Origin of the sequence: [Anoxybacillus] calidus, assembly GCF_013760845.1 — a bacterium.
In the GTDB taxonomy this organism is placed as follows: Bacteria; Bacillota; Bacilli; order Bacillales; family Anoxybacillaceae; genus Paranoxybacillus; species Paranoxybacillus calidus.
In genome coordinates this window covers 53,083-72,529 of record NZ_JACDUU010000004.1, presented here as the reverse complement: position 1 = coordinate 72,529, position 19,447 = coordinate 53,083, and the positions used below count along the sequence as shown (strand labels likewise).

At 40.3% G+C, this 19,447-nt stretch carries 16 protein-coding genes; 15 read left to right on the top strand and 1 reads right to left on the bottom strand.

The features are described from left to right. The first annotated feature begins 10 nt into the window (after window positions 1-10). The 9 genes from leuB (at window position 11) to yihA (ending at window position 12,219) form a co-directional block, all read left to right on the top strand. The gene (leuB, locus tag HNQ85_RS09310) at window positions 11-1,126 is read left to right on the top strand and encodes a 3-isopropylmalate dehydrogenase (RefSeq protein WP_181537481.1); all 1,116 of its coding nucleotides are present in this window, start codon (window positions 11-13) and stop codon (window positions 1,124-1,126) included. Window positions 1,127-1,139: 13 nt separating this feature from the next. After that, a complete protein-coding gene (gene leuC / locus HNQ85_RS09305) occupies window positions 1,140-2,555 on the top strand; it encodes a 3-isopropylmalate dehydratase large subunit (protein WP_181537480.1) in 1,416 nt (471 codons plus the stop codon). Window positions 2,556-2,571: 16 nt separating this feature from the next. Further along, a complete protein-coding gene (gene leuD / locus HNQ85_RS09300) occupies window positions 2,572-3,168 on the top strand; it encodes a 3-isopropylmalate dehydratase small subunit (RefSeq protein ID WP_181537479.1) in 597 nt (198 codons plus the stop codon). Between the two features lie 141 nt (window positions 3,169-3,309). Further along, the gene (locus HNQ85_RS09295; RefSeq protein ID WP_181537478.1) at window positions 3,310-4,308 is read left to right on the top strand and encodes a tetratricopeptide repeat protein; all 999 of its coding nucleotides are present in this window, start codon (window positions 3,310-3,312) and stop codon (window positions 4,306-4,308) included. 176 nt (window positions 4,309-4,484) lie between these two features. Continuing rightward, window positions 4,485-5,771 (top strand): trigger factor, encoded by a 1,287-nt coding sequence (tig, locus tag HNQ85_RS09290; RefSeq protein ID WP_181537477.1) that lies wholly within the window; start codon window positions 4,485-4,487, stop codon window positions 5,769-5,771. Between the two features lie 249 nt (window positions 5,772-6,020). Then, complete coding sequence (gene clpX / locus HNQ85_RS09285; RefSeq protein ID WP_181537476.1) at window positions 6,021-7,286, top strand: ATP-dependent protease ATP-binding subunit ClpX; 1,266 nt, start codon at window positions 6,021-6,023, stop codon at window positions 7,284-7,286. Window positions 7,287-7,465: 179 nt separating this feature from the next. Continuing rightward, window positions 7,466-9,127, top strand: coding sequence for an ATP-dependent protease LonB (lonB, locus tag HNQ85_RS09280; protein ID WP_181537475.1), 1,662 nt, complete (start codon window positions 7,466-7,468; stop codon window positions 9,125-9,127). A 189-nt stretch (window positions 9,128-9,316) separates the two neighbouring features. Further along, on the top strand, window positions 9,317-11,641 hold the full coding sequence (gene lon, locus HNQ85_RS09275) for an endopeptidase La (protein ID WP_181537474.1): 2,325 nt from the start codon (window positions 9,317-9,319) through the stop codon (window positions 11,639-11,641). Further along, on the top strand, window positions 11,638-12,219 hold the full coding sequence (gene yihA, locus HNQ85_RS09270; RefSeq protein ID WP_181537473.1) for a ribosome biogenesis GTP-binding protein YihA/YsxC: 582 nt from the start codon (window positions 11,638-11,640) through the stop codon (window positions 12,217-12,219). The genes lon and yihA overlap by 4 nt, the downstream gene beginning before the upstream one ends. Window positions 12,220-12,295: 76 nt before the next feature. Here the strand turns inward: yihA and HNQ85_RS09265 are convergent, their stop codons facing one another. Then, on the bottom strand, window positions 12,296-12,781 hold the full coding sequence (locus HNQ85_RS09265) for a LiaI-LiaF-like domain-containing protein (RefSeq protein ID WP_181537472.1): 486 nt from the start codon (window positions 12,779-12,781) through the stop codon (window positions 12,296-12,298). Between the two features lie 234 nt (window positions 12,782-13,015). Here HNQ85_RS09265 and hemA point away from each other — a divergent pair, with 234 nt between their 5' ends. The 6 genes from hemA (at window position 13,016) to hemL (ending at window position 19,283) form a co-directional block, all read left to right on the top strand. Continuing rightward, window positions 13,016-14,365 (top strand): glutamyl-tRNA reductase, encoded by a 1,350-nt coding sequence (gene hemA / locus HNQ85_RS09260; RefSeq protein ID WP_181537471.1) that lies wholly within the window; start codon window positions 13,016-13,018, stop codon window positions 14,363-14,365. Window positions 14,366-14,381: 16 nt separating this feature from the next. After that, complete coding sequence (locus tag HNQ85_RS09255; protein ID WP_181537470.1) at window positions 14,382-15,215, top strand: cytochrome C assembly family protein; 834 nt, start codon at window positions 14,382-14,384, stop codon at window positions 15,213-15,215. 15 nt (window positions 15,216-15,230) lie between these two features. After that, window positions 15,231-16,163: a hydroxymethylbilane synthase gene (hemC, locus tag HNQ85_RS09250; protein WP_181537469.1), complete on the top strand. Its 933-nt coding sequence runs from the start codon at window positions 15,231-15,233 to the stop codon at window positions 16,161-16,163. Next, window positions 16,163-16,951 (top strand): uroporphyrinogen-III synthase, encoded by a 789-nt coding sequence (locus HNQ85_RS09245; protein ID WP_181537468.1) that lies wholly within the window; start codon window positions 16,163-16,165, stop codon window positions 16,949-16,951. Before hemC ends, HNQ85_RS09245 begins: the two co-directional genes overlap by 1 nt. Beyond that, a complete protein-coding gene (gene hemB / locus HNQ85_RS09240; RefSeq protein ID WP_181537467.1) occupies window positions 16,948-17,928 on the top strand; it encodes a porphobilinogen synthase in 981 nt (326 codons plus the stop codon). The genes HNQ85_RS09245 and hemB overlap by 4 nt, the downstream gene beginning before the upstream one ends. A 65-nt stretch (window positions 17,929-17,993) precedes the next feature. After that, window positions 17,994-19,283, top strand: coding sequence for a glutamate-1-semialdehyde 2,1-aminomutase (gene hemL / locus HNQ85_RS09235; protein ID WP_181537466.1), 1,290 nt, complete (start codon window positions 17,994-17,996; stop codon window positions 19,281-19,283). Window positions 19,284-19,447: the final 164 nt, after the last annotated feature.

The following is a 19,447-nucleotide window of genomic DNA, read 5'->3' as shown; positions in this document are numbered from 1 at the left end:
GGGGAGCAACATGGGAAAATATCGTATTGCTGTATTGCCGGGGGACGGAATCGGGAAGGAAGTAACAAAAGGAGCAGTTGAAATTTTAAAAGCGGTCGGTACACGGTTTGATCATCGTTTTGAATTTGTTTATGGATTCATTGGCGGGGAAGCAATTGACCGTGAAGGAACACCGCTTCCAGATGAGACGCTGCAAATGTGTCATGAAAGCGATGCTGTGTTACTTGGTGCGGTTGGCGGTCCGAAATGGGACCACAATCCTCCGCATTTGCGTCCGGAAAGAGGGTTGTTAAAAATTCGCAAGGAGATGAACTTATTTGCAAACTTACGGCCTGTTAAATTTTATGATAGTTTAGTCGATTCTTCTCCGCTAAAGGCAGAAGTAGTGAAAGATGTTGATTTATTGATTGTTCGGGAGTTAACAGGCGGTCTATATTTTGGAAAACCGAGCGAGCGCCGCGTCGAAAGCGGAGAAGAAGCGGTTGTCGATACGCTCTATTATAAGCGTGAAGAAATGAAAAGAATTATTACGACTGCTTTTGAATTAGCAGGAAAACGTAAAAAGAAGGTAACGTCTGTCGATAAAGCAAATGTATTAGAATCGAGCCGAATGTGGCGAGAAATTGCTGAAGAAGTAGCTAAGGATTTTCCTGATGTGACACTTGAACATATGTTAGTCGATAATGCAGCGATGCAGTTGATCCGCAATCCGAAGCAGTTTGATGTTCTCGTAACAGAAAATATGTTTGGGGATATTTTAAGTGATGAAGCTTCTGTGTTAACCGGTTCGCTCGGAATGTTGCCATCAGCGAGTTTATCAACATCAGGTCCAAGTTTGTATGAGCCGATTCATGGCTCAGCCCCAGATATTGCCGGTCAAAATAAGGCAAATCCGATTGCGATGATTTTATCAAGTGCGATGATGCTTCGTTTATCGTTTGGGCTTCATGAAGAAGCTGATGCGATTGAAAAAGCGGTTCAACAAGTGTTAGCTGCTGGATATCGCACGGCAGATGTTGCTAAAAACAGTAAACGTGTCGTTTCAACAACGCAAATGGTGGAAGAAATTAAAGAACGTATTCTTGATGATTCAGCGATCTTAAGTATCATGGCTGTCTATGCGTAATGAGGTGATAACGTTGAAGCCGAGAACAATTATTGAAAAAATTTGGGAGAATCATGTTGTATATTGTGAAGATGGAAAGCCGGATTTACTATATATCGACCTACATTTAGTTCATGAAGTCACCTCTCCACAGGCGTTCGAAGGATTAAGACAAAAGGGGCGGAAGGTGCGCCGCCCCGATCTAACGTTTGCCACGATGGACCACAATGTTCCAACCGTCAATCGTTTTGAGATTCATGATGAGGTGGCAAAAAATCAAATTACTGCTCTCGAACGAAACTGCCGTGAATTTTCGATTCCGCTTGCTGATTTATACAGTCCCGAACAAGGAATTGTTCATGTCATTGGCCCAGAGCTTGGTTTAACACATCCGGGAAAAACGATTGTTTGCGGTGATAGTCACACATCTACACATGGTGCATTCGGAGCATTGGCATTTGGAATCGGTACAAGTGAAGTAGAACATGTATTGGCTACGCAAACGTTATGGCAGCATCGTCCGAAAACATTGCAAGTCTGTGTCTCGGGAAAACTAGCACCGGGCGTAACTGCCAAGGATGTTATTTTAGCGATTATCCGTAAGTATGGCGTTGATTTTGGCACAGGTTACATTATCGAATTTACAGGTGAAACAATTCGTAACATGTCAATGGAAGAAAGAATGACGATTTGCAATATGTCCATTGAAGCGGGAGCGCGCGCAGGTTTAGTAAGTCCAGACGAAGTGACGTTTGAATATTTAAGAGGAAAAAAATATGCACCAAAAGGCGAGGAATTTGAAAAGGCAGTTGAACGTTGGCGGGAATTGGCGACAGATGAGGGAGCAACATACGATAAGACTGTAGAAATGAATGCATCGGAAATTGCGCCGATGGTTACATGGGGGACGACACCGGGAATGAGTGCATCGATCGAGGAAACCATTCCTTATCTAGAAGACTTTGCGACAGAAACAGAAAGAAAAGCAGCAAAATTGGCGCTCGAGTATATGGGATTAACACCGGGAATGCCGATTAGCGACATACAGATTCAGCATGTTTTTATCGGTTCCTGTACGAACTCCCGTTTAAGCGATTTGCGTGCTGCTGCAGAGGTGGTGAAAGGAAAGAAAGTCGCCCCAGGCGTAAGAGCGTTAGTGGTTCCCGGCTCTCAAGAAGTGAAGAAAAGAGCGGAAGAAGAAGGTTTAGCGAAGATATTTATAGAGGCCGGGTTTGAATGGCGGGATTCCGGCTGCAGCATGTGTTTAAGCATGAATCCCGATGTTGTTCCTGAAGGAGAGCATTGCGCGTCTACTTCCAATCGTAATTTTGAAGGCAGACAAGGAAAAGGAGCGCGCACTCACTTAGTAAGTCCGCCAATGGCTGCCGCTGCTGCGATATACGGCCGATTTGTCGATGTGCGAAAACTACAGGAAGAACGAGTACATTAAGAAAGGAGTGAAGCAATTGGAATCATTTACAATTCATACGGGAAAAGTTGCTGGATTAGACCGTGTCAATGTTGATACGGATCAAATTATTCCAAAGCAGTTTTTAAAACGGATTGAGAGAACGGGATTCGGACAGTTTCTATTTTATGATTGGCGCTATCTTGATGAACATACCTTAAATCCAAATTTTGAATTGAATCGTCCGGAAAATCAGGGGGCGACCATTCTTGTTGCTAATGAAAACTTCGGTTGCGGCTCGTCGCGCGAACATGCGCCATGGGCTCTGCAAGATTACGGTTTTAAGGTGATTATTGCTCCTTCTTTTGCCGATATTTTTTACAATAACTGCTTAAAAAATGGACTGTTGCCGATAAAACTAAGCAAGGAAGAGGTCAACTATTTATTAAAAGAGTCGCTAAGCGCGGATTATGAATTAACCATTTCTCTAGAGGAACAAGTTGTCCACGACGAAAAAGGATTCCGTGCTTCGTTTTATATTGATTCTTATCGCAAGCAATTAATGCTGAAAGGTTGGGACGAAATTGATTTAACTTTTGTCTATGAGGAGCATATTGCTGCATATGAGGAAAAAAATAATCCTATTCGTTGTTAAATATAAGGGGCTAGACTTCTCTGAAAAGATCTTTTCAGAGAAGTCTAGCCCTTTTTTATATCAATGTAAATGATATGTTTGCTTGTGTTTCCAAAAAAACATTGGTAAACTGTAAAGCAAATTGGTTAAAGGCGGATTGAAATGGACAAGCAAAAAGGAAAAATTATTCATTTTCCTAAATTAAAAGAACGCTTGGTAGAAAAGGGATTAGAACGATTACAGGCGAAAAAATATAAAGAAGCTCTTTCTTTGTTGCAAGAAGCTTATGAATTAGATTCCACTGATGCAGATGTGGAACTTGGCATCGTTCTTTGCTTATTGGAACTTGGAAAGCTGGAGCAGGCGAAGGAACGTTGTTACAAGATACTGCAAGAAGGGAAAGGCGACTATTTTCAAATTTTGCAAATTTATTTGTCGATTCTAATTCATTTACAACAGTATGAAGAGGTTATAATGACGATTCAAGCTGTTCTTGAAGAGAGCGATAATATGGATCCGGCGTTTCGGCAAAATTTAATCAATTTACTTCATTTCAGCACAAAAATGAGCGACCAAACGTCTATTGACATAAAAAGAGAAGAAGCAACACGATTGGTGCAGCTATTACTGCAATCAGATGATACAACTGAGCATATGAACATCATTAAGCAGCTTGAAAAAGAAGACATTGATTCAGTTCTTCCGATTCTTAAGCAATATTTAGCAGATGAAAAGAACAATCCGCTCACAAAAACGATGATATTACAGCTGCTTATTTCAAAACGAATTTCTGAACGTATCGTTGTCAAAAAATTTGGTGATACATTAACGATTATTCCAAGTGAACTGGACGAAAACATGCAATCTGATTTTGCGAGTGAAGTGCTACATATATTAGAAAAACAACTTGGCATAGAAAGTCCGAGTTTGTACAATTTGGCAGAAAGTATTTGGCTTCGTTATTTGTATATACTTTATCCGTTTATTCCAAAAAGCGAGGCAAATAGACAATGGGCCGCCGTCTTGCATATCACAGCGTGCAAGTATCAAGGAGTGAAAATCAATAAGAAAAATATCGCAGAACTTTATGGCGTTTCGTATGAACAAATCCAACCTCTTTGTCAATCGATTTGGGAAATAGAAGAAATTTCTCGATTTTGAATACATGATTTCTGTTGAAAGCAACTCAGCGTATGTTATAATATAGTGGTTGTATTGTGCATATCTTTTATATTTCAGCAATCCTACATACATTACAATCGTTGAATCGGATAATGAAATGTATGTTGGACATTCATTATCTTAGCTATAATTTAATAGGTGTTGGAGGGAAAAATATGTCTGCAAAATGGGAAAAGCTCGAAGGGAACCAAGGTGTTCTTACAGTTGAAGTAGATGCAGAAAAAGTGAATGAAGGTTTAGATGCAGCATTCAAAAAAGTAGTGAAAAAAATTAATGTTCCAGGATTCCGTAAAGGAAAAGTTCCACGCGCTCTTTTTGAGAAGCGTTTCGGTGTGGAAGCACTTTACCAAGACGCTTTAGATATTTTATTGCCTGAAGCATATGCAAAAGCTATCGAAGAGACAGGAATTGAGCCTGTGGATCGTCCTGAAATCGACATCGAGCAAATGGAAAAAGGAAAAAGCTTAATCTTTACGGCAAAAGTGACAGTAAAACCAGAAGTCAAACTAGGTGAATATAAAGGTCTCGAAGTTGAAAAAATCGATACAACTGTAACAGATGAAGATGTAGAAAATGAACTTAAACGTCTTCAAGAACGTCATGCTGAATTAGTTGTAAAAGAAGGCGGCAAAATTGAAAACGGCGACACAGCTGTGATTGATTTCGAAGGTTTTGTGAACGGTGAAGCATTCGAAGGTGGAAAAGGCGAAAACTATTCTTTAGAAATCGGCTCTGGCACGTTCATTCCTGGTTTTGAAGAGCAATTAGTAGGTTTAGAAGCTGGCGCTGAAAAAGAAATCGAAGTAACATTCCCAGAAGAATATCATGCAAAAGAATTGGCAGGAAAACCAGCTACATTCAAAATTAAAGTTCACGAAATTAAAACGAAACAACTTCCAGAGCTTGATGATGAGTTTGCAAAAGACGTAGATGAAGAGGTAGAAACACTTGATGAATTAAAAGCAAAAATTAAACAAAGACTAGAAGAAACAAAAAAGAATGAAGCAGAAACAACGCTTCGCAACACTGTAGTAGAAAAAGCAGCGGAAAATGCAGAGATCGATATTCCTGAAGTGATGATTAAAAATGAAACAGACCGCATGTTAAGTGAATTTGAACAACGTTTGCAAATGCAAGGCTTAAATCTTGAGTTATATTATCAATTCTCAGGTCAGGATGAAGCTGCATTGCGCGAACAAATGAAAGAAGATGCTGAAAAGCGTGTACGCGTCTCCTTGACACTGGAAGCAATTGCAAAAGCAGAAAATATTGAAGTGACAGAAGAAGATGTCAATAAAGAATTAGAAGAAATGTCTAAAATGTACGGCATCGAAGTTGAAAACTTAAAGAAAATGTTAGGAAGCCTTGAAGGCATTAAAGAGGATTTAAAATTAAGAAAAGCAATTGATTTTCTTGTTGAAAACAGCAAAATTGTTGCATAATAATAAGTAGAAGAACAAGGCGCGAGATGATCGTGCCTTGTTCTTTAATACAGAAAAACACTGTTCATAAGGAATATAAGTTCGAATTTTCTAATTTTTCTAATACATTTGTATTTTTTGTTAGCGTTTTTATAGTAATTTATGATACAATGACCATTACATAATGTTTTTTGTCACCGTTTTATGAGTTGTTGCAAAAGTACATATAATAATCGGTATCTTTGTATTTATATAACAAGGGGTGAAACGATGTTTAAGTTCAACGATGAGAAAGGACAGCTAAAATGTTCTTTCTGTGGAAAAACGCAAGACCAAGTTCGCAAATTAGTCGCTGGTCCAGGCGTATACATATGCGATGAGTGCATTGAGTTGTGTACAGAGATTGTGGAAGAAGAATTAGGCAACGAAGAAGAAGTGGAGTTTAAAGATGTTCCGAAACCAAAGGAAATTCGCGAAATTTTAGATGAATATGTCATCGGGCAAGACGCCGCGAAGAAATCACTTGCGGTAGCGGTTTATAACCATTACAAACGAATTAACTCCAACAGCAAAATTGATGATGTGGAATTATCAAAAAGTAACATTTTAATGATTGGACCGACAGGAAGCGGAAAAACACTGCTTGCCCAGACGCTTGCTCGCATTTTAAATGTACCGTTTGCGATTGCCGATGCTACATCTTTAACAGAAGCTGGTTATGTCGGTGAAGACGTAGAAAATATTCTTTTAAAATTAATTCAGGCTGCTGATTATGATGTAGAAAAAGCAGAAAAAGGGATTATTTATATTGATGAAATTGATAAGATTGCCCGCAAATCAGAAAATCCGTCCATTACGCGCGATGTATCAGGAGAAGGGGTACAGCAGGCACTTTTAAAAATTTTAGAAGGAACTATTGCAAGTGTACCTCCGCAAGGCGGCCGTAAACACCCGCATCAAGAATTCATTCAAATCGATACAACGAATATTCTTTTCATTTGCGGCGGTGCGTTTGACGGCATTGAACCGATTATTAAACGTCGTCTTGGCAAGAAAGTCATCGGCTTTGGTACTGAGGTGAATCAAGAGGAACTTGACGACAAAGCGTTATTATCTAAAGTGCTTCCAGAAGATTTGCTGAAATTTGGTTTAATTCCAGAATTTATCGGACGCTTGCCGGTCATTACAACCCTTGAACAATTAGATGAAGAAGCGCTCATTGATATTTTGACAAAACCGAAAAATGCGCTTGTGAAGCAATATCAAAAGATGCTGGAGTTAGATGATGTGGAGCTTGAGTTTGAAGAGGAAGCGTTAAAAGAAATTGCGAAAAAAGCGATTGAACGTAAAACAGGCGCGCGCGGTCTTCGCTCCATTATTGAAGGAATTATGCTCGATGTGATGTTTGAGCTTCCTTCTCGAGAAGATGTAAAAAAATGTATCATTACTGCGGAGACAGTACGCGGAAACATGCCGCCAAAATTGATTCGCCACGACGGAACAATTGTAGAAGAAAGTAAAAAAACAACCGCATAATTAGAGTAGAATGATTTCAAGGGGCTACTCCTTTCCGATTCATAACAATCCAAAGGAAAGAGTAGCCCCTTTCCTTTTTTCCTGCTTGATTATTTCGTAGTTTTTTTCGTTTATTCCACCTTCTGCAAGGAGATACTATACATACTAAAAATATAGATCATGCAGGAGGATATTTGACGATGGACTGGACGAGCCTTGCTTTATTCGTACAATTATTTTTCGGGGTTATTATCGGGCTATACTTTTGGAATTTGCTAAGAAGTCAAAGAACCCAAAAAATTTCTATTGATAAAGAATCGCGAAAAGAAATGGAACAGTTGAGAAAAATGCGCTCCATTTCATTGACAGAGCCATTGGCAGAAAAAGTAAGACCGAAAAGCTTTGAAGACATTGTCGGACAAGAAGACGGAATTAAAGCATTAAAGGCAGCATTATGTGGTCCTAACCCACAACATGTCATCATTTACGGACCACCAGGAGTTGGGAAGACAGCTGCTGCTCGTCTTGTATTGGAAGAAGCGAAAAAAAATCCGCTTTCTCCTTTTAAAAAGAACGCTGTCTTTATTGAATTAGATGCGACAACAGCGCGATTTGATGAGCGTGGCATTGCTGATCCGCTCATTGGCTCTGTTCATGACCCGATTTACCAAGGGGCAGGAGCGATGGGACAGGCGGGGATTCCACAGCCTAAACAAGGGGCGGTCACTCATGCGCATGGCGGGGTATTGTTCATTGATGAAATTGGAGAACTTCACCCGATTCAAATGAATAAATTATTAAAAGTGCTTGAAGACCGAAAAGTATTTTTTGAAAGTGCTTATTACAGTGAAGAAAATCAACAGATTCCAAGCCATATTCACGATATTTTTCAAAACGGGTTACCTGCTGATTTTCGCCTTATTGGTGCAACGACAAGGACACCAAATGAAATACCGCCTGCGATTCGCTCACGTTGTTTAGAAGTGTTTTTCCGTGAACTTGATCAAGAGGAAATTACGCTTATTGCCCGTAAAGCTGCAGAAAAAGTACGCCTAAAGGTCTCGGAGAATGGTATTCGGACGCTTGCTGCATATGCCCGCAATGGCCGCGAAGCAGTAAATATGATGCAAATTGCTGCTGGTCTTGCCATTTCTGAAAAGCGTGAAGCAATATTGGAAAGGGATATTGAGTGGGTGATTCACTCCAGTCAGTTATCACCAAGATACGAAAAGAAAATTGCCGAGAAATCAACCATCGGATTAGTGAACGGTTTAGCAGTATATGGCCCCAATATGGGAGCGCTATTAGAGATTGAAGTAACAGTTCTGCCAGCAAAAGAAAAAGGATCGATTAATATTACCGGGATTGTTGAGGAAGAAAGCATTGGCAGCCGCGAAAAATCGATAAGAAGAAAAAGTATGGCGCGTGGTTCGATTGAAAATGTTATTACCGTCTTGCGTTCGATGGGAGTACCGGCTAATCTTTATGATATTCACGTGAATTTTCCAGGCGGGATTCCAATTGACGGTCCATCAGCCGGAATTGCAATGGCAACCGGGATTTATTCGGCTATCCATAACATCCCTGTAGATCGCACGGTGGCGATGACTGGAGAAATTAGTATTCATGGTAACGTGAAACCGATTGGCGGCATACTTCCAAAAATTAAAGCGGCCAAACAAGCAGGAGCAAAAAAGGTGATTATTCCTGCAGACAATATGCAATCCATTTTGAAAGAAATGGAAGGAATTGAAATCATCCCTGTTCGTCATTTGCGCGAAGTGTTTGCCATTGCCTTGGCTAAAAGTGGTGAACACGTTATTCCGGCGTCAGCTCCTATTTCTGAAAAAGAATCGATTTAACGATTATGTTCGGCTTCGACCCGGTCCATTCCGTTTGATCGAAGTCGAACTTTGTTTGTATGGAACCATTCTTAAAAGCTCGTTGCCTCTTTTATGATGAGACTGTAATCGAACAAGTGATACGATTTTACAAACATTACAACGTGCTATACAATAGACGAATAGGAATGAGATATGGAGGTGTTCATAATGGCTAGAAAGAAAGAGAGCATCGTCCCCCTCCTGCCGCTAAGAGGTTTGCTTGTTTTTCCAACGATGGTGTTGCACCTTGATGTAGGGCGCGAGAAATCCGTTCAAGCCCTTGAAAAGGCAATGGTGGAAGACAATATTATTTTGTTAACATCGCAAAAAGATGTTTCCATTGATGAGCCGGAAATAGATGAAATGTATGAAATGGGAACGTTAGCTCGTGTAAAACAACTATTAAAACTGCCAAATGGAACGTTCCGTGTGCTAGTTGAAGGAATAGCACGGGCAAAAATCGTTGAAACAATAGCTGAAGAACCTTGCTTTGTCGTTAAAGTGCAAAAGTTTGCAGATAAAAAGGCAAAAGATCTTGAAGATGAAGCATTAAGAAGAATGATGCTTGAATATTTTGAACAATACATACATCTTTCTAAAAAAAATTCCAATGATTTCTATGCGTCTGTTGTCGATATTGACGAGCCGGGGCGCATGGCGGATATTATCGCTTCACATTTACCGCTCAAACTAGAAGAAAAGCAGGACATATTAGAAACAATCGACGTGAAAGAGCGCGTCAATAAAATTATTCAAATTCTTCATAATGAAAAGGAAGTATTAGAGCTTGAGAAAAAAATTAGTATGCGCGTTAAACAATCGATGGAGCGGACGCAAAAAGAATATTATTTGCGTGAACAAATGAAGGCGATTCAAAAAGAGCTTGGTGAAAAAGAAGGAAAAACGGGGGAAGTGGAAGAGCTCAAAGAAAAGATTGAAGCAGCAGGTATGCCCAATCATGTAAAAGAAACGGCGTTAAAAGAGCTGGAACGGTATGAAAAAATTCCTTCCACTTCAGCGGAAAGTGCTGTTATCCGTAATTATCTTGACTGGCTTATTGCCCTTCCATGGACAAAACAGACGGAAGATATTCACGATATTAAAAGAGCGGAAACGATTTTAAATGAAGAACATTACGGATTAGAAAAGGTAAAAGAGCGGGTGCTCGAATATTTAGCGGTACAGCAGTTAACAAAATCGTTAAAAGGTCCGATTCTCTGTTTAGCAGGACCTCCGGGCGTCGGGAAAACATCGTTAGCGCGCTCCATTGCGAAATCGCTCAACCGTCATTTTGTAAGAATCTCGTTAGGTGGTGTTCGCGATGAATCAGAAATTCGCGGTCATCGCCGAACGTATGTTGGTGCAATGCCAGGAAGAATCATTCAAGGAATGAAAAAAGCTGGTACGATTAATCCGGTGTTTTTGCTTGATGAGATTGATAAAATGTCAAGTGATTTTCGCGGTGATCCATCAGCGGCGATGTTAGAAGTGTTAGACCCTGAACAAAATCATGCATTTAGCGATCATTACATTGAAGAACCGTACGATTTATCAAAAGTGATGTTCATTGCGACAGCGAACAATTTGGCAACGATTCCAGGACCATTATTAGATAGAATGGAAGTCATTACGATTGCCGGGTATACGGAAGTAGAAAAACTTCATATTGCCAAGCAGCATTTACTTCCGAAACAATTGAAAGAGCATGGTTTGAAAAAAGGGTTGTTACAAATTCGCGATGAAGCGATCTTACATATCATTCGCTATTATACGCGGGAAGCCGGTGTTCGTGGATTGGAGCGGAAACTTGCTACCATTTGCCGCAAAGCTGCAAGACTTCTTGTTTCTGAAGAGCGTAAACGCGTCGTCATTACAGAGAAAAACCTTGAGGAATTTTTAGGAAAACGCCTATATCGTTACGGGCAGGCGGAACTGGAAGACCAAGTTGGCGTAGCAACTGGACTTGCCTATACGCCGTTTGGCGGTGATACGCTCTCGATTGAAGTATCTTTATCTCCTGGAAAAGGCAAGCTTGTCTTAACAGGAAAACTGGGCGATGTGATGAAAGAATCAGCGCAAGCGGCATTTAGCTATATTCGTTCGAAGGCGAAAGACTTAAATATTGATGAGAATTTTCATGAAAAATACGATATTCACATTCATGTGCCTGAAGGGGCAGTGCCGAAAGACGGTCCTTCTGCAGGAATTACGATTGCAACGGCATTAATTTCAGCTTTAACAGGTCGTCCTGTTAGCCGCTATGTTGGCATGACAGGCGAAATTACGCTGCGTGGACGCGTTCTTCCAATCGGCGGACTAAAAGAAAAAACATTGAGCGCTCATCGCGCCGGATTAAAGAAAATCATTTTACCGAAAGAAAATGAAAAAGATTTGGATGATATTCCTGAGATTGTGAAAAAAGATTTACAATTTGTCCTTGTTTCACATTTGGATGAAGTATTAGAACATGCATTGGTAGGGGAAAAAAGATGAAAGTAACAAGTGCAGAAATTGTCATCAGTGCAGTAAAGCCGGAACAATATCCTAATAATAACCTTCCTGAATTTGCTTTAGCGGGCCGTTCAAATGTCGGAAAGTCTTCATTTATTAATAAAATGGTTAATCGGAAAAACTTGGCGAGAACCTCTTCAAAACCGGGAAAAACACAAACGTTAAATTTCTTTCTTATTAATGAATCTCTTTATTTTGTTGATGTGCCTGGATATGGTTTTGCGAAAGTGTCCAAAAAGGAACGGGAAGCATGGGGAAAAATGATTGAGACATATTTAACGACACGCGAGCAATTGCGCGCTGTCGTTCTTATCGTTGATTTGCGCCACGCACCAACAAAAGATGATGTGATGATGTATGAGTTTTTGAAACATTATGAGATTCCAGCGGTTATTATCGCGACAAAAGCAGATAAAATTCCTAGAGGAAAATGGCAAAAGCATGTAAAGGTCGTCCGCGAGACATTAAATGTTGTTGAGGGGGACCCTGTCATCATCTTTTCATCAGAAACAGGACAAGGAAAAGATGAAGCTTGGGCAGTGCTACAGCAACTGATGTAAATAATAAAAAACACCAGTCTTGTATTTTAGATGAGGCTGGTGTTTCTATTTCGTCAGATGGAAATGATAGTATATTTTACCTTTTTTTTATAAATAATAAATATATGCCAGCAATGATTAATCCAACAGGCCAGAACTTCCACAAAGCAGAAATTCCGCTTTCAACAAAATTAAACCATTGATTGATACGGTTATAAAAAAGCAGGGAGCATGAAAGAAGTAAAAAGAATAAGCCATGAATAAATCCAGATTTTGTTTTTTGGGCATGGAGTAACATACCAATTGCTATAATGAATAGAAGCATTCCAATATCGTTTGGCCACACCTTGACATATTGCAGAAAATGAAAGTGGAGACCAAAACCAAACAAAATCGTTCCAGCGAAAATTTGTTGATATTCTTTGGCATAATACGCTTGTCCAAGCAAAGCAAGACCGACAATCATTAATAATGTAGGCCAGCTTTGAAGGCTGTGAAGAAATGGAAAATGAAGCTGTTCACTAAGAAAATAAAGGCCAAATCCAATTAAAATAATGCCAGAGAAAATTCCTTGTTTTTTCATGGAAGTCCTCCTCGTTCAAAATGAACTTGCCTTGATGAATGTGTGCTTTTTTGTTAAGGTACACATTGTGGGGATTAGAAAAGTGGAGGGGAGCTAGACATCACCCACACTGTCTTATAAAAGTTTACCATACGGTTTCAAATTGTGTTCACATTTTTTTCGTTAAAAAAGAAATAGACATGCTATAATAAAAAAAGACGACAATGTACTCTTAGTTTTAGGGGGTATGGGAAAGTGCATATTGTTGTTGTCGGCGTAAACTATAAAACGGCCCCTGTAGAAATTCGTGAAAAATTGACGTTTAACCAAGCAGAACTAGCTGAAGCGATGAATGTGTTAAAAGAGAAAAAAGGCATTCTCGAAAACGTCATTGTTTCTACGTGCAACCGTACGGAAATTTACGCTGTTGTCGACCAGTTGCATACTGGGCGTTACTATATTAAATCGTTTTTGGCAGATTGGTTTCATCTTGATAAAGAAGCGTTTACTCCATATTTGAAAATATATGAAGATGAAGCGGCTGTTGAGCATTTATTCCGCGTTACCTGCGGACTTGATTCGATGATTTTAGGAGAAACGCAAATCTTGGGACAAGTTCGTTCAAGCTTTCTTCTTGCTCAAGAAGAAAATACAATTGGTACGATTTTTAAACAGTTGTTCAAGCAAGCGGTTACACTTGCCAAGCGGGCCCATTCGGAAACGGAAATCGGCTCAAACGCTGTTTCTGTCAGCTATGCAGCCGTTGAGTTAGCGAAAAAAATTTTTGGCGATTTAAAAGCGAAGCATGTGTTGATTTTAGGTGCCGGAAAAATGGGAGAATTAGCGGTGCAAAACCTTTACGGAAGCGGCGTACAAAAAGTGACAGTCATTAACCGGACATTCGAGAAAGCAAAAGATTTGGCAGAACGTTTTTCTGGACAGGCAAAGCCGCTTTCTGAATTGCAATGCGCGCTTGTAGAGGCGGATATTTTAATCAGCTCTACCGGTGCGAAAGATTATGTTATCACAAAAGATGTGATGATGGATGTTGAAAAAATGCGCAAAGGGCGTCCGCTTTTCATGGTTGATATTGCCGTTCCTCGCGATTTAGATCCAGCCATTGCGGAATTAGAAAGCGTCTTTTTATATGACATTGACGACTTACAAGGAATCGTTGAAGCGAATCTAGAGGAACGGAAAAGAGCAGCGGAACAAATTGAAATGATGATTGAATCAGAGATTGTTGAGTTTCGTCATTGGCTCAACACGCTTGGGGTTGTACCAGTTATTGCTGCTTTGCGTGAAAAAGCGATGGCGATTCAAGCGGAGACGATGCAAAGCATAGAGCGAAAACTTCCGCATTTGTCAGAGCGTGATCGGAAAGTGTTAAATAAGCATACCAAAAGCATCATCAATCAATTGTTGCGCGACCCAATTTTGCGCGCGAAAGAGCTGGCAGCAGAGCCAAACGCAGAAGAAGCACTTCATCTGTTTATGAAAATTTTTAACATCGAAGAGGCAGTACAAGTGCAAAAACAAAATGCATGTCGCATGAATGAGGATACAACAAGCAAACTATCGATCGAACCGTCTCTACAGTCTTAAGAGAGGAATTTAACCAATGTTAGAGATGAATATCACTAGATTGTATGAATTGTCGATTATTTTGTATGCCTTGTCTGTACTGCTATATTTTATAGATTTCCTTGACAATAACCGGAAGGCCAACCGTGTCGCCTTCTGGTTGCTTTCTATTGTTTGGATTTTTCAAACCTTTTTTTTCGTTTTTCGAATTGTTGAAACAGGAAGATTTCCAGTTCTTTCGATTTTTGAAGGACTTTATTTTTATGCATGGGTGTTAATTACGTTATCGCTTATCATCAACCGCTTCATGCGTATCGATTTTCTCATTTTTTTTACAAACGTATTAGGATTTTTAGTGTTAGCTATTCGTACGTTCGCACCTGTGCAACATCAATCTTCAGCTGTTGCCGAACAACTTGTTTCAGAGCTTTTAATGATTCATATTACAATGACGATTTTAGCATATGGAGCTTTTTCTCTTTCATTTGTTTTTTCTTTGTTATATATCTTGCAATATAACTTACTCAAACAGAAAAAATGGGGAAAAAGGCTTCTCAGAATAGAAGATTTAGCCAAACTCGACCATATGTCATATGTTTTAAATATTATCGGAATGCCTATGTTATTATTAGGGCTTATCCTTGGTGTTATTTGGGCTTATATAAAAATCGAGCATTTTCATTGGTACGATGCAAAAGTGTTAGGCTCTTTCGCTGTTCTTGGCATTTACAGCTTTTATTTTTACAAACGGATTGTTAAGGAATTTCAAGGAAAAGAAATTGCTCTTTTGAATATCGGCTCATTTTTATTTTTATTAATCAACTTTTTCTTATTCGGAAGTTTATCGAGATTTCATTTTTGGTATTCATGATGGAGGAAAAAAAGAATGCGGAAAGTTATTGTTGGTTCGCGGCGAAGCAAGCTTGCATTGACGCAAACAAATTGGGTGATTTCTAAGTTGAAAGAACTAGGAGCTCCTTTCGAATTTGAAGTCAAGGAAATCGTCACAAAAGGAGATCAAATTTTAAACGTTACATTGTCAAAAGTAGGTGGAAAAGGACTGTTTGTAAAAGAGATTGAGCAGGCAATGCTCGATCGAGAAATCGATATGGCTGTACATAGTATGAAGGATATGCCTGCCGTATTGCCTGAAGGTCTCATCATTGGTTGTGTCCCAGTCCGTGAAGACCACCGTGATGTCCTTATTTCGAAAAATCATTTGCCTTTTTCCAAATTGCCAAGCGGGGCCATTGTCGGCACAAGCAGTTTAAGACGCTCTGCTCAATTGTTAGCGAAACGTCCGGATCTTGAAATTAAATGGATTCGCGGCAATATCGATACAAGGCTGGCGAAATTGCAAAATGAAGACTATGATGCGATTATTCTTGCCGCAGCTGGTTTAGCGCGAATGGGGTGGACGAACGAAGTTGTTACGGAGTATTTATCTCCAGAACTTTGTGTGCCAGCGGTTGGACAAGGGGCACTTGCGATTGAATGTAGAGAAGATGATGCTGAATTATTAGAATGGCTAAGGAAACTGAACGATGAACAGACCGAACGCGCCGTTACTGCAGAACGAGCATTTCTTCATAAAATGGAAGGCGGCTGTCAAGTGCCGATTGCAGGCTATGCGTATATGAACGAAAACGATGAGATTGTATTAACCGCTTTAGTCGCGTCTCCTGACGGCAAAGAAATATATAAAGAAATCGTTACAGGAACGAATCCGAAAGAACTTGGCATAAGAGCGGCTGAGATGTTGGCCAAACAAGGAGCGAAAGCGTTAATTGATCGGGTCAAAGAGGAGTTAGAGCAGTAATGACTGATCGTCCATTTTCTGGAAAGACGGTGCTTGTAACAAGGGGGAAGGAACAAGCGAAAGAGTTTTCGGAGCTTCTTATGCAAATGGGGGCTTTCCCGATTGAAATTCCACTTATTTCTTTTTCCCTGCCTCCAGACATTGAGCCGATTAAGCAAATCCTAAAAGAAGTGAATCGTTATGATTGGGTCATTTTTACAAGCAAAAATGGCGTCGATTTTTTCTTTCAGTTAATGGATGGAGATGGTTTAAAAAAAGGATTTCCGAAAATTGCTGTGGTCGGCAAAAAAACTGCACAAGCACTGAAAAAGAAAGGGATTCAAGTTGATGTTGTGCCGAAAGAGTTTGTCGCTGAAGGGCTGATTGAGGCACTAAAGCCGCTTATTAAGCCTCGGGAGCGCGTGCTATTAGTAAAAGGGAATCTAGCTCGTCCTGTCTTAAAACAGGCATTGGAAGAGATGGGAGTCCATATAACAGAACTCGTTGTCTATGAAACAAAGCTGAATGAAAGCGGAAAATCACAAATGATAGAGCTATTAATAAAGAAAAAGATTGATGTCATTACATTTACAAGCCCTTCAACTGTTCATAGTTTTATGCAAATGCTTGAAGGAGTCGAATGGCGCTCGTTACTTCAGCGTTGTGCAGTTGCCTGCATCGGTCCAATTACGAAACAAGCGGCTGAAGAAGCAGGAATACAAGTACATATTTGTCCGGAAAACTATACGATTAGTGATATGATTAAAGCGATGGTTGTTTATTTTTCTAATAGGAGGAATGAAGAATGAAAGAACTGCAATTTCACCGTCACCGCCGCTTGCGGCAGACGGCAAATTTACGTGCTATGGTGCGTGAGACACATCTTCATGTAGAAGACCTTATTTATCCGATTTTCGTTGTAGAAGGCGAACAAGTGAGACAAGAAGTGGCTTCCATGCCAGGAGTTTATCAGCTTTCCCTTGACTATTTAAACGATGAAATTGCCGAAGTAGTGGAATTAGGCATTAAATCCGTCATTGTCTTCGGTGTGCCGAGAGAAAAAGATGAAGTGGGCTCGCAAGCCTATTGCGAGCATGGTATCGTTCAACAAGCGATTCGCCAAATTAAAGAAAACTATCCAGAGCTTGTAGTCATCGCTGATACATGTTTATGTGAATATACAAGTCATGGTCATTGCGGCGTCGTTGAAAATGAGCAAGTGTTAAACGATCCGTCACTTGAATTGCTTGTGAAAACAGCTGTCAGCCAGGCGAAAGCAGGTGCAGACATTATTGCCCCTTCTAATATGATGGACGGTTTTGTCGCAGCGATTCGTCAAGGATTGGACGAAGCCGGATTCGTACATGTCCCAATTATGTCATATGCCATCAAATATGCTTCCGCTTTTTATGGACCGTTCCGCGATGCAGCGAACAGTTCTCCACAGTTTGGGGATCGCAAAACGTATCAAATGGACCCGGCGAATCGTCTTGAAGCTTTTCGCGAAGCGGAATCTGATGTGCGCGAAGGAGCCGATTTCTTAATGGTTAAACCGGCGCTTGCTTATTTGGACATTATTCGCGATATTAAAAACCATTTCCATCTTCCACTTGTCGCTTACAATGTGAGCGGAGAGTATTCGATGATTAAGGCGGCAGCCCAAAACGGCTGGATTGACGAAAAAGCAATTGTGTTAGAAATGTTAACGGGAATGAAACGGGCAGGAGCCGATCTTATTTTAACGTACTTTGCAAAAGACGTGGCTCGTTGGTTGAAGGAAAAATAAAAAGAGTAAAGGATGTTACGGTTCGAGCTCGACAATCAGAAAGTACAAAAAGGAGTAGAGAAGAGATGCGTACCTACGAAAAATCCAAGCAGGCATATACCGAAGCGGTAAAGCTTTTACCAGGTGGCGTTAATAGCCCTGTACGTGCATTTAAATCGGTAAAAATGGATCCGATTTTTATGGCGCGCGGCAAAGGCTCAAAAATTTACGATATTGATGGCAATGAATATATTGATTATGTGCTTTCATGGGGACCGCTTATCCTTGGTCACGCCAATGATCGTGTTGTTGAGGCGTTAAAAAAAGTAGCAGAAAACGGAACAAGCTTCGGAGCGCCAACGCTCATTGAAAATGAATTGGCAAAGCTGGTCGTTGAGCGCGTTCCTTCGATTGAAATTGTCCGTATGGTGAACTCAGGAACAGAAGCGACCATGAGCGCTTTGCGTTTAGCGCGCGGCTATACAGGGCGCAATAAAATTCTAAAATTTGAAGGATGTTACCATGGACACGGAGATTCGTTATTAATTAAAGCTGGTTCTGGCGTGGCAACGCTCGGTTTGCCAGATAGTCCTGGAGTACCTGAATCAGTAGCACAGAACACAATTACAGTTCCTTATAATGACCTTGAAAGCGTAAAATATGCATTCGAGCAGTTCGGTGAGGATATTGCCGGAGTGATTGTCGAACCAGTAGCGGGCAATATGGGAGTTGTGCCGCCACAACCAGGCTTCTTAGAAGGATTGCGCGAAATTACGAAACAATATGGTTCGCTCCTTATTTTCGATGAGGTCATGACAGGCTTCCGTGTTGATTATAACTGTGCACAAGGATATTTTGGTATTGAACCGGACCTAACATGTCTTGGTAAAGTGATTGGCGGCGGTCTGCCTGTTGGCGCTTATGGAGGAAAAGCGGAAATTATGGAACGCATCGCACCAAGCGGACCGATTTATCAAGCGGGTACTCTTTCCGGTAATCCACTTGCGATGACAGCTGGTTATGAAACGTTAATTCAACTGACACCAGAGACGTATGAGCAATTTAAGAAAAAAGCAGATCGCCTTGAAGAAGGTTTAAGAAGAGCAGCAGAAAAATATGACATTCCGCATACGATTAATCGTGCCGGCTCCATGATTGGTTTCTTCTTTACAAATGAAGAAGTCATTAACTATGAAAAAGCCAAAACGTCTGATTTAGATATGTTTGCTGCTTACTATCGCGAAATGGCTGAACAAGGCATCTTCTTGCCACCGTCCCAATTTGAAGGCATGTTCTTATCGACAGAACATACAGATGAAGATATCGAAAAAACGATTGAAGCAGCGGAAAAAGCATTTGCGAAAATTAGAGGGTAGTATAAAAATTTTGTGGCTGACTCATAAGTGGTTGAATTCCTTCAGGAATACCACCTTGAGTCAGCCTTCTTTTTTATTGTTTTGTTCATATTCTTATTTGATTGTTCATAAGTTTGTAATGTCACAGAAAAGTTTTGGTGATGGGACGGAAGGAGGAAAAGCTG

Coding starts and splice junctions, on each gene's coding strand:
- yihA (WP_181537473.1), top strand. CDS start 11,638: ATGAAAGTAACAAGTGCAGAAATTGTCATCAGTGCAGTAAAGCCGGAA.
- hemL (WP_181537466.1), top strand. CDS start 17,994: ATGCGTACCTACGAAAAATCCAAGCAGGCATATACCGAAGCGGTAAAG.
- HNQ85_RS09265 (WP_181537472.1), bottom strand. CDS start 12,781: ATGAAAAAACAAGGAATTTTCTCTGGCATTATTTTAATTGGATTTGGC.
- clpX (WP_181537476.1), top strand. CDS start 6,021: ATGTTTAAGTTCAACGATGAGAAAGGACAGCTAAAATGTTCTTTCTGT.
- tig (WP_181537477.1), top strand. CDS start 4,485: ATGTCTGCAAAATGGGAAAAGCTCGAAGGGAACCAAGGTGTTCTTACA.
- HNQ85_RS09295 (WP_181537478.1), top strand. CDS start 3,310: ATGGACAAGCAAAAAGGAAAAATTATTCATTTTCCTAAATTAAAAGAA.
- hemB (WP_181537467.1), top strand. CDS start 16,948: ATGAAAGAACTGCAATTTCACCGTCACCGCCGCTTGCGGCAGACGGCA.
- HNQ85_RS09255 (WP_181537470.1), top strand. CDS start 14,382: ATGTTAGAGATGAATATCACTAGATTGTATGAATTGTCGATTATTTTG.
- HNQ85_RS09245 (WP_181537468.1), top strand. CDS start 16,163: ATGACTGATCGTCCATTTTCTGGAAAGACGGTGCTTGTAACAAGGGGG.
- hemC (WP_181537469.1), top strand. CDS start 15,231: ATGCGGAAAGTTATTGTTGGTTCGCGGCGAAGCAAGCTTGCATTGACG.
- lonB (WP_181537475.1), top strand. CDS start 7,466: ATGGACTGGACGAGCCTTGCTTTATTCGTACAATTATTTTTCGGGGTT.
- leuB (WP_181537481.1), top strand. CDS start 11: ATGGGAAAATATCGTATTGCTGTATTGCCGGGGGACGGAATCGGGAAG.
- lon (WP_181537474.1), top strand. CDS start 9,317: ATGGCTAGAAAGAAAGAGAGCATCGTCCCCCTCCTGCCGCTAAGAGGT.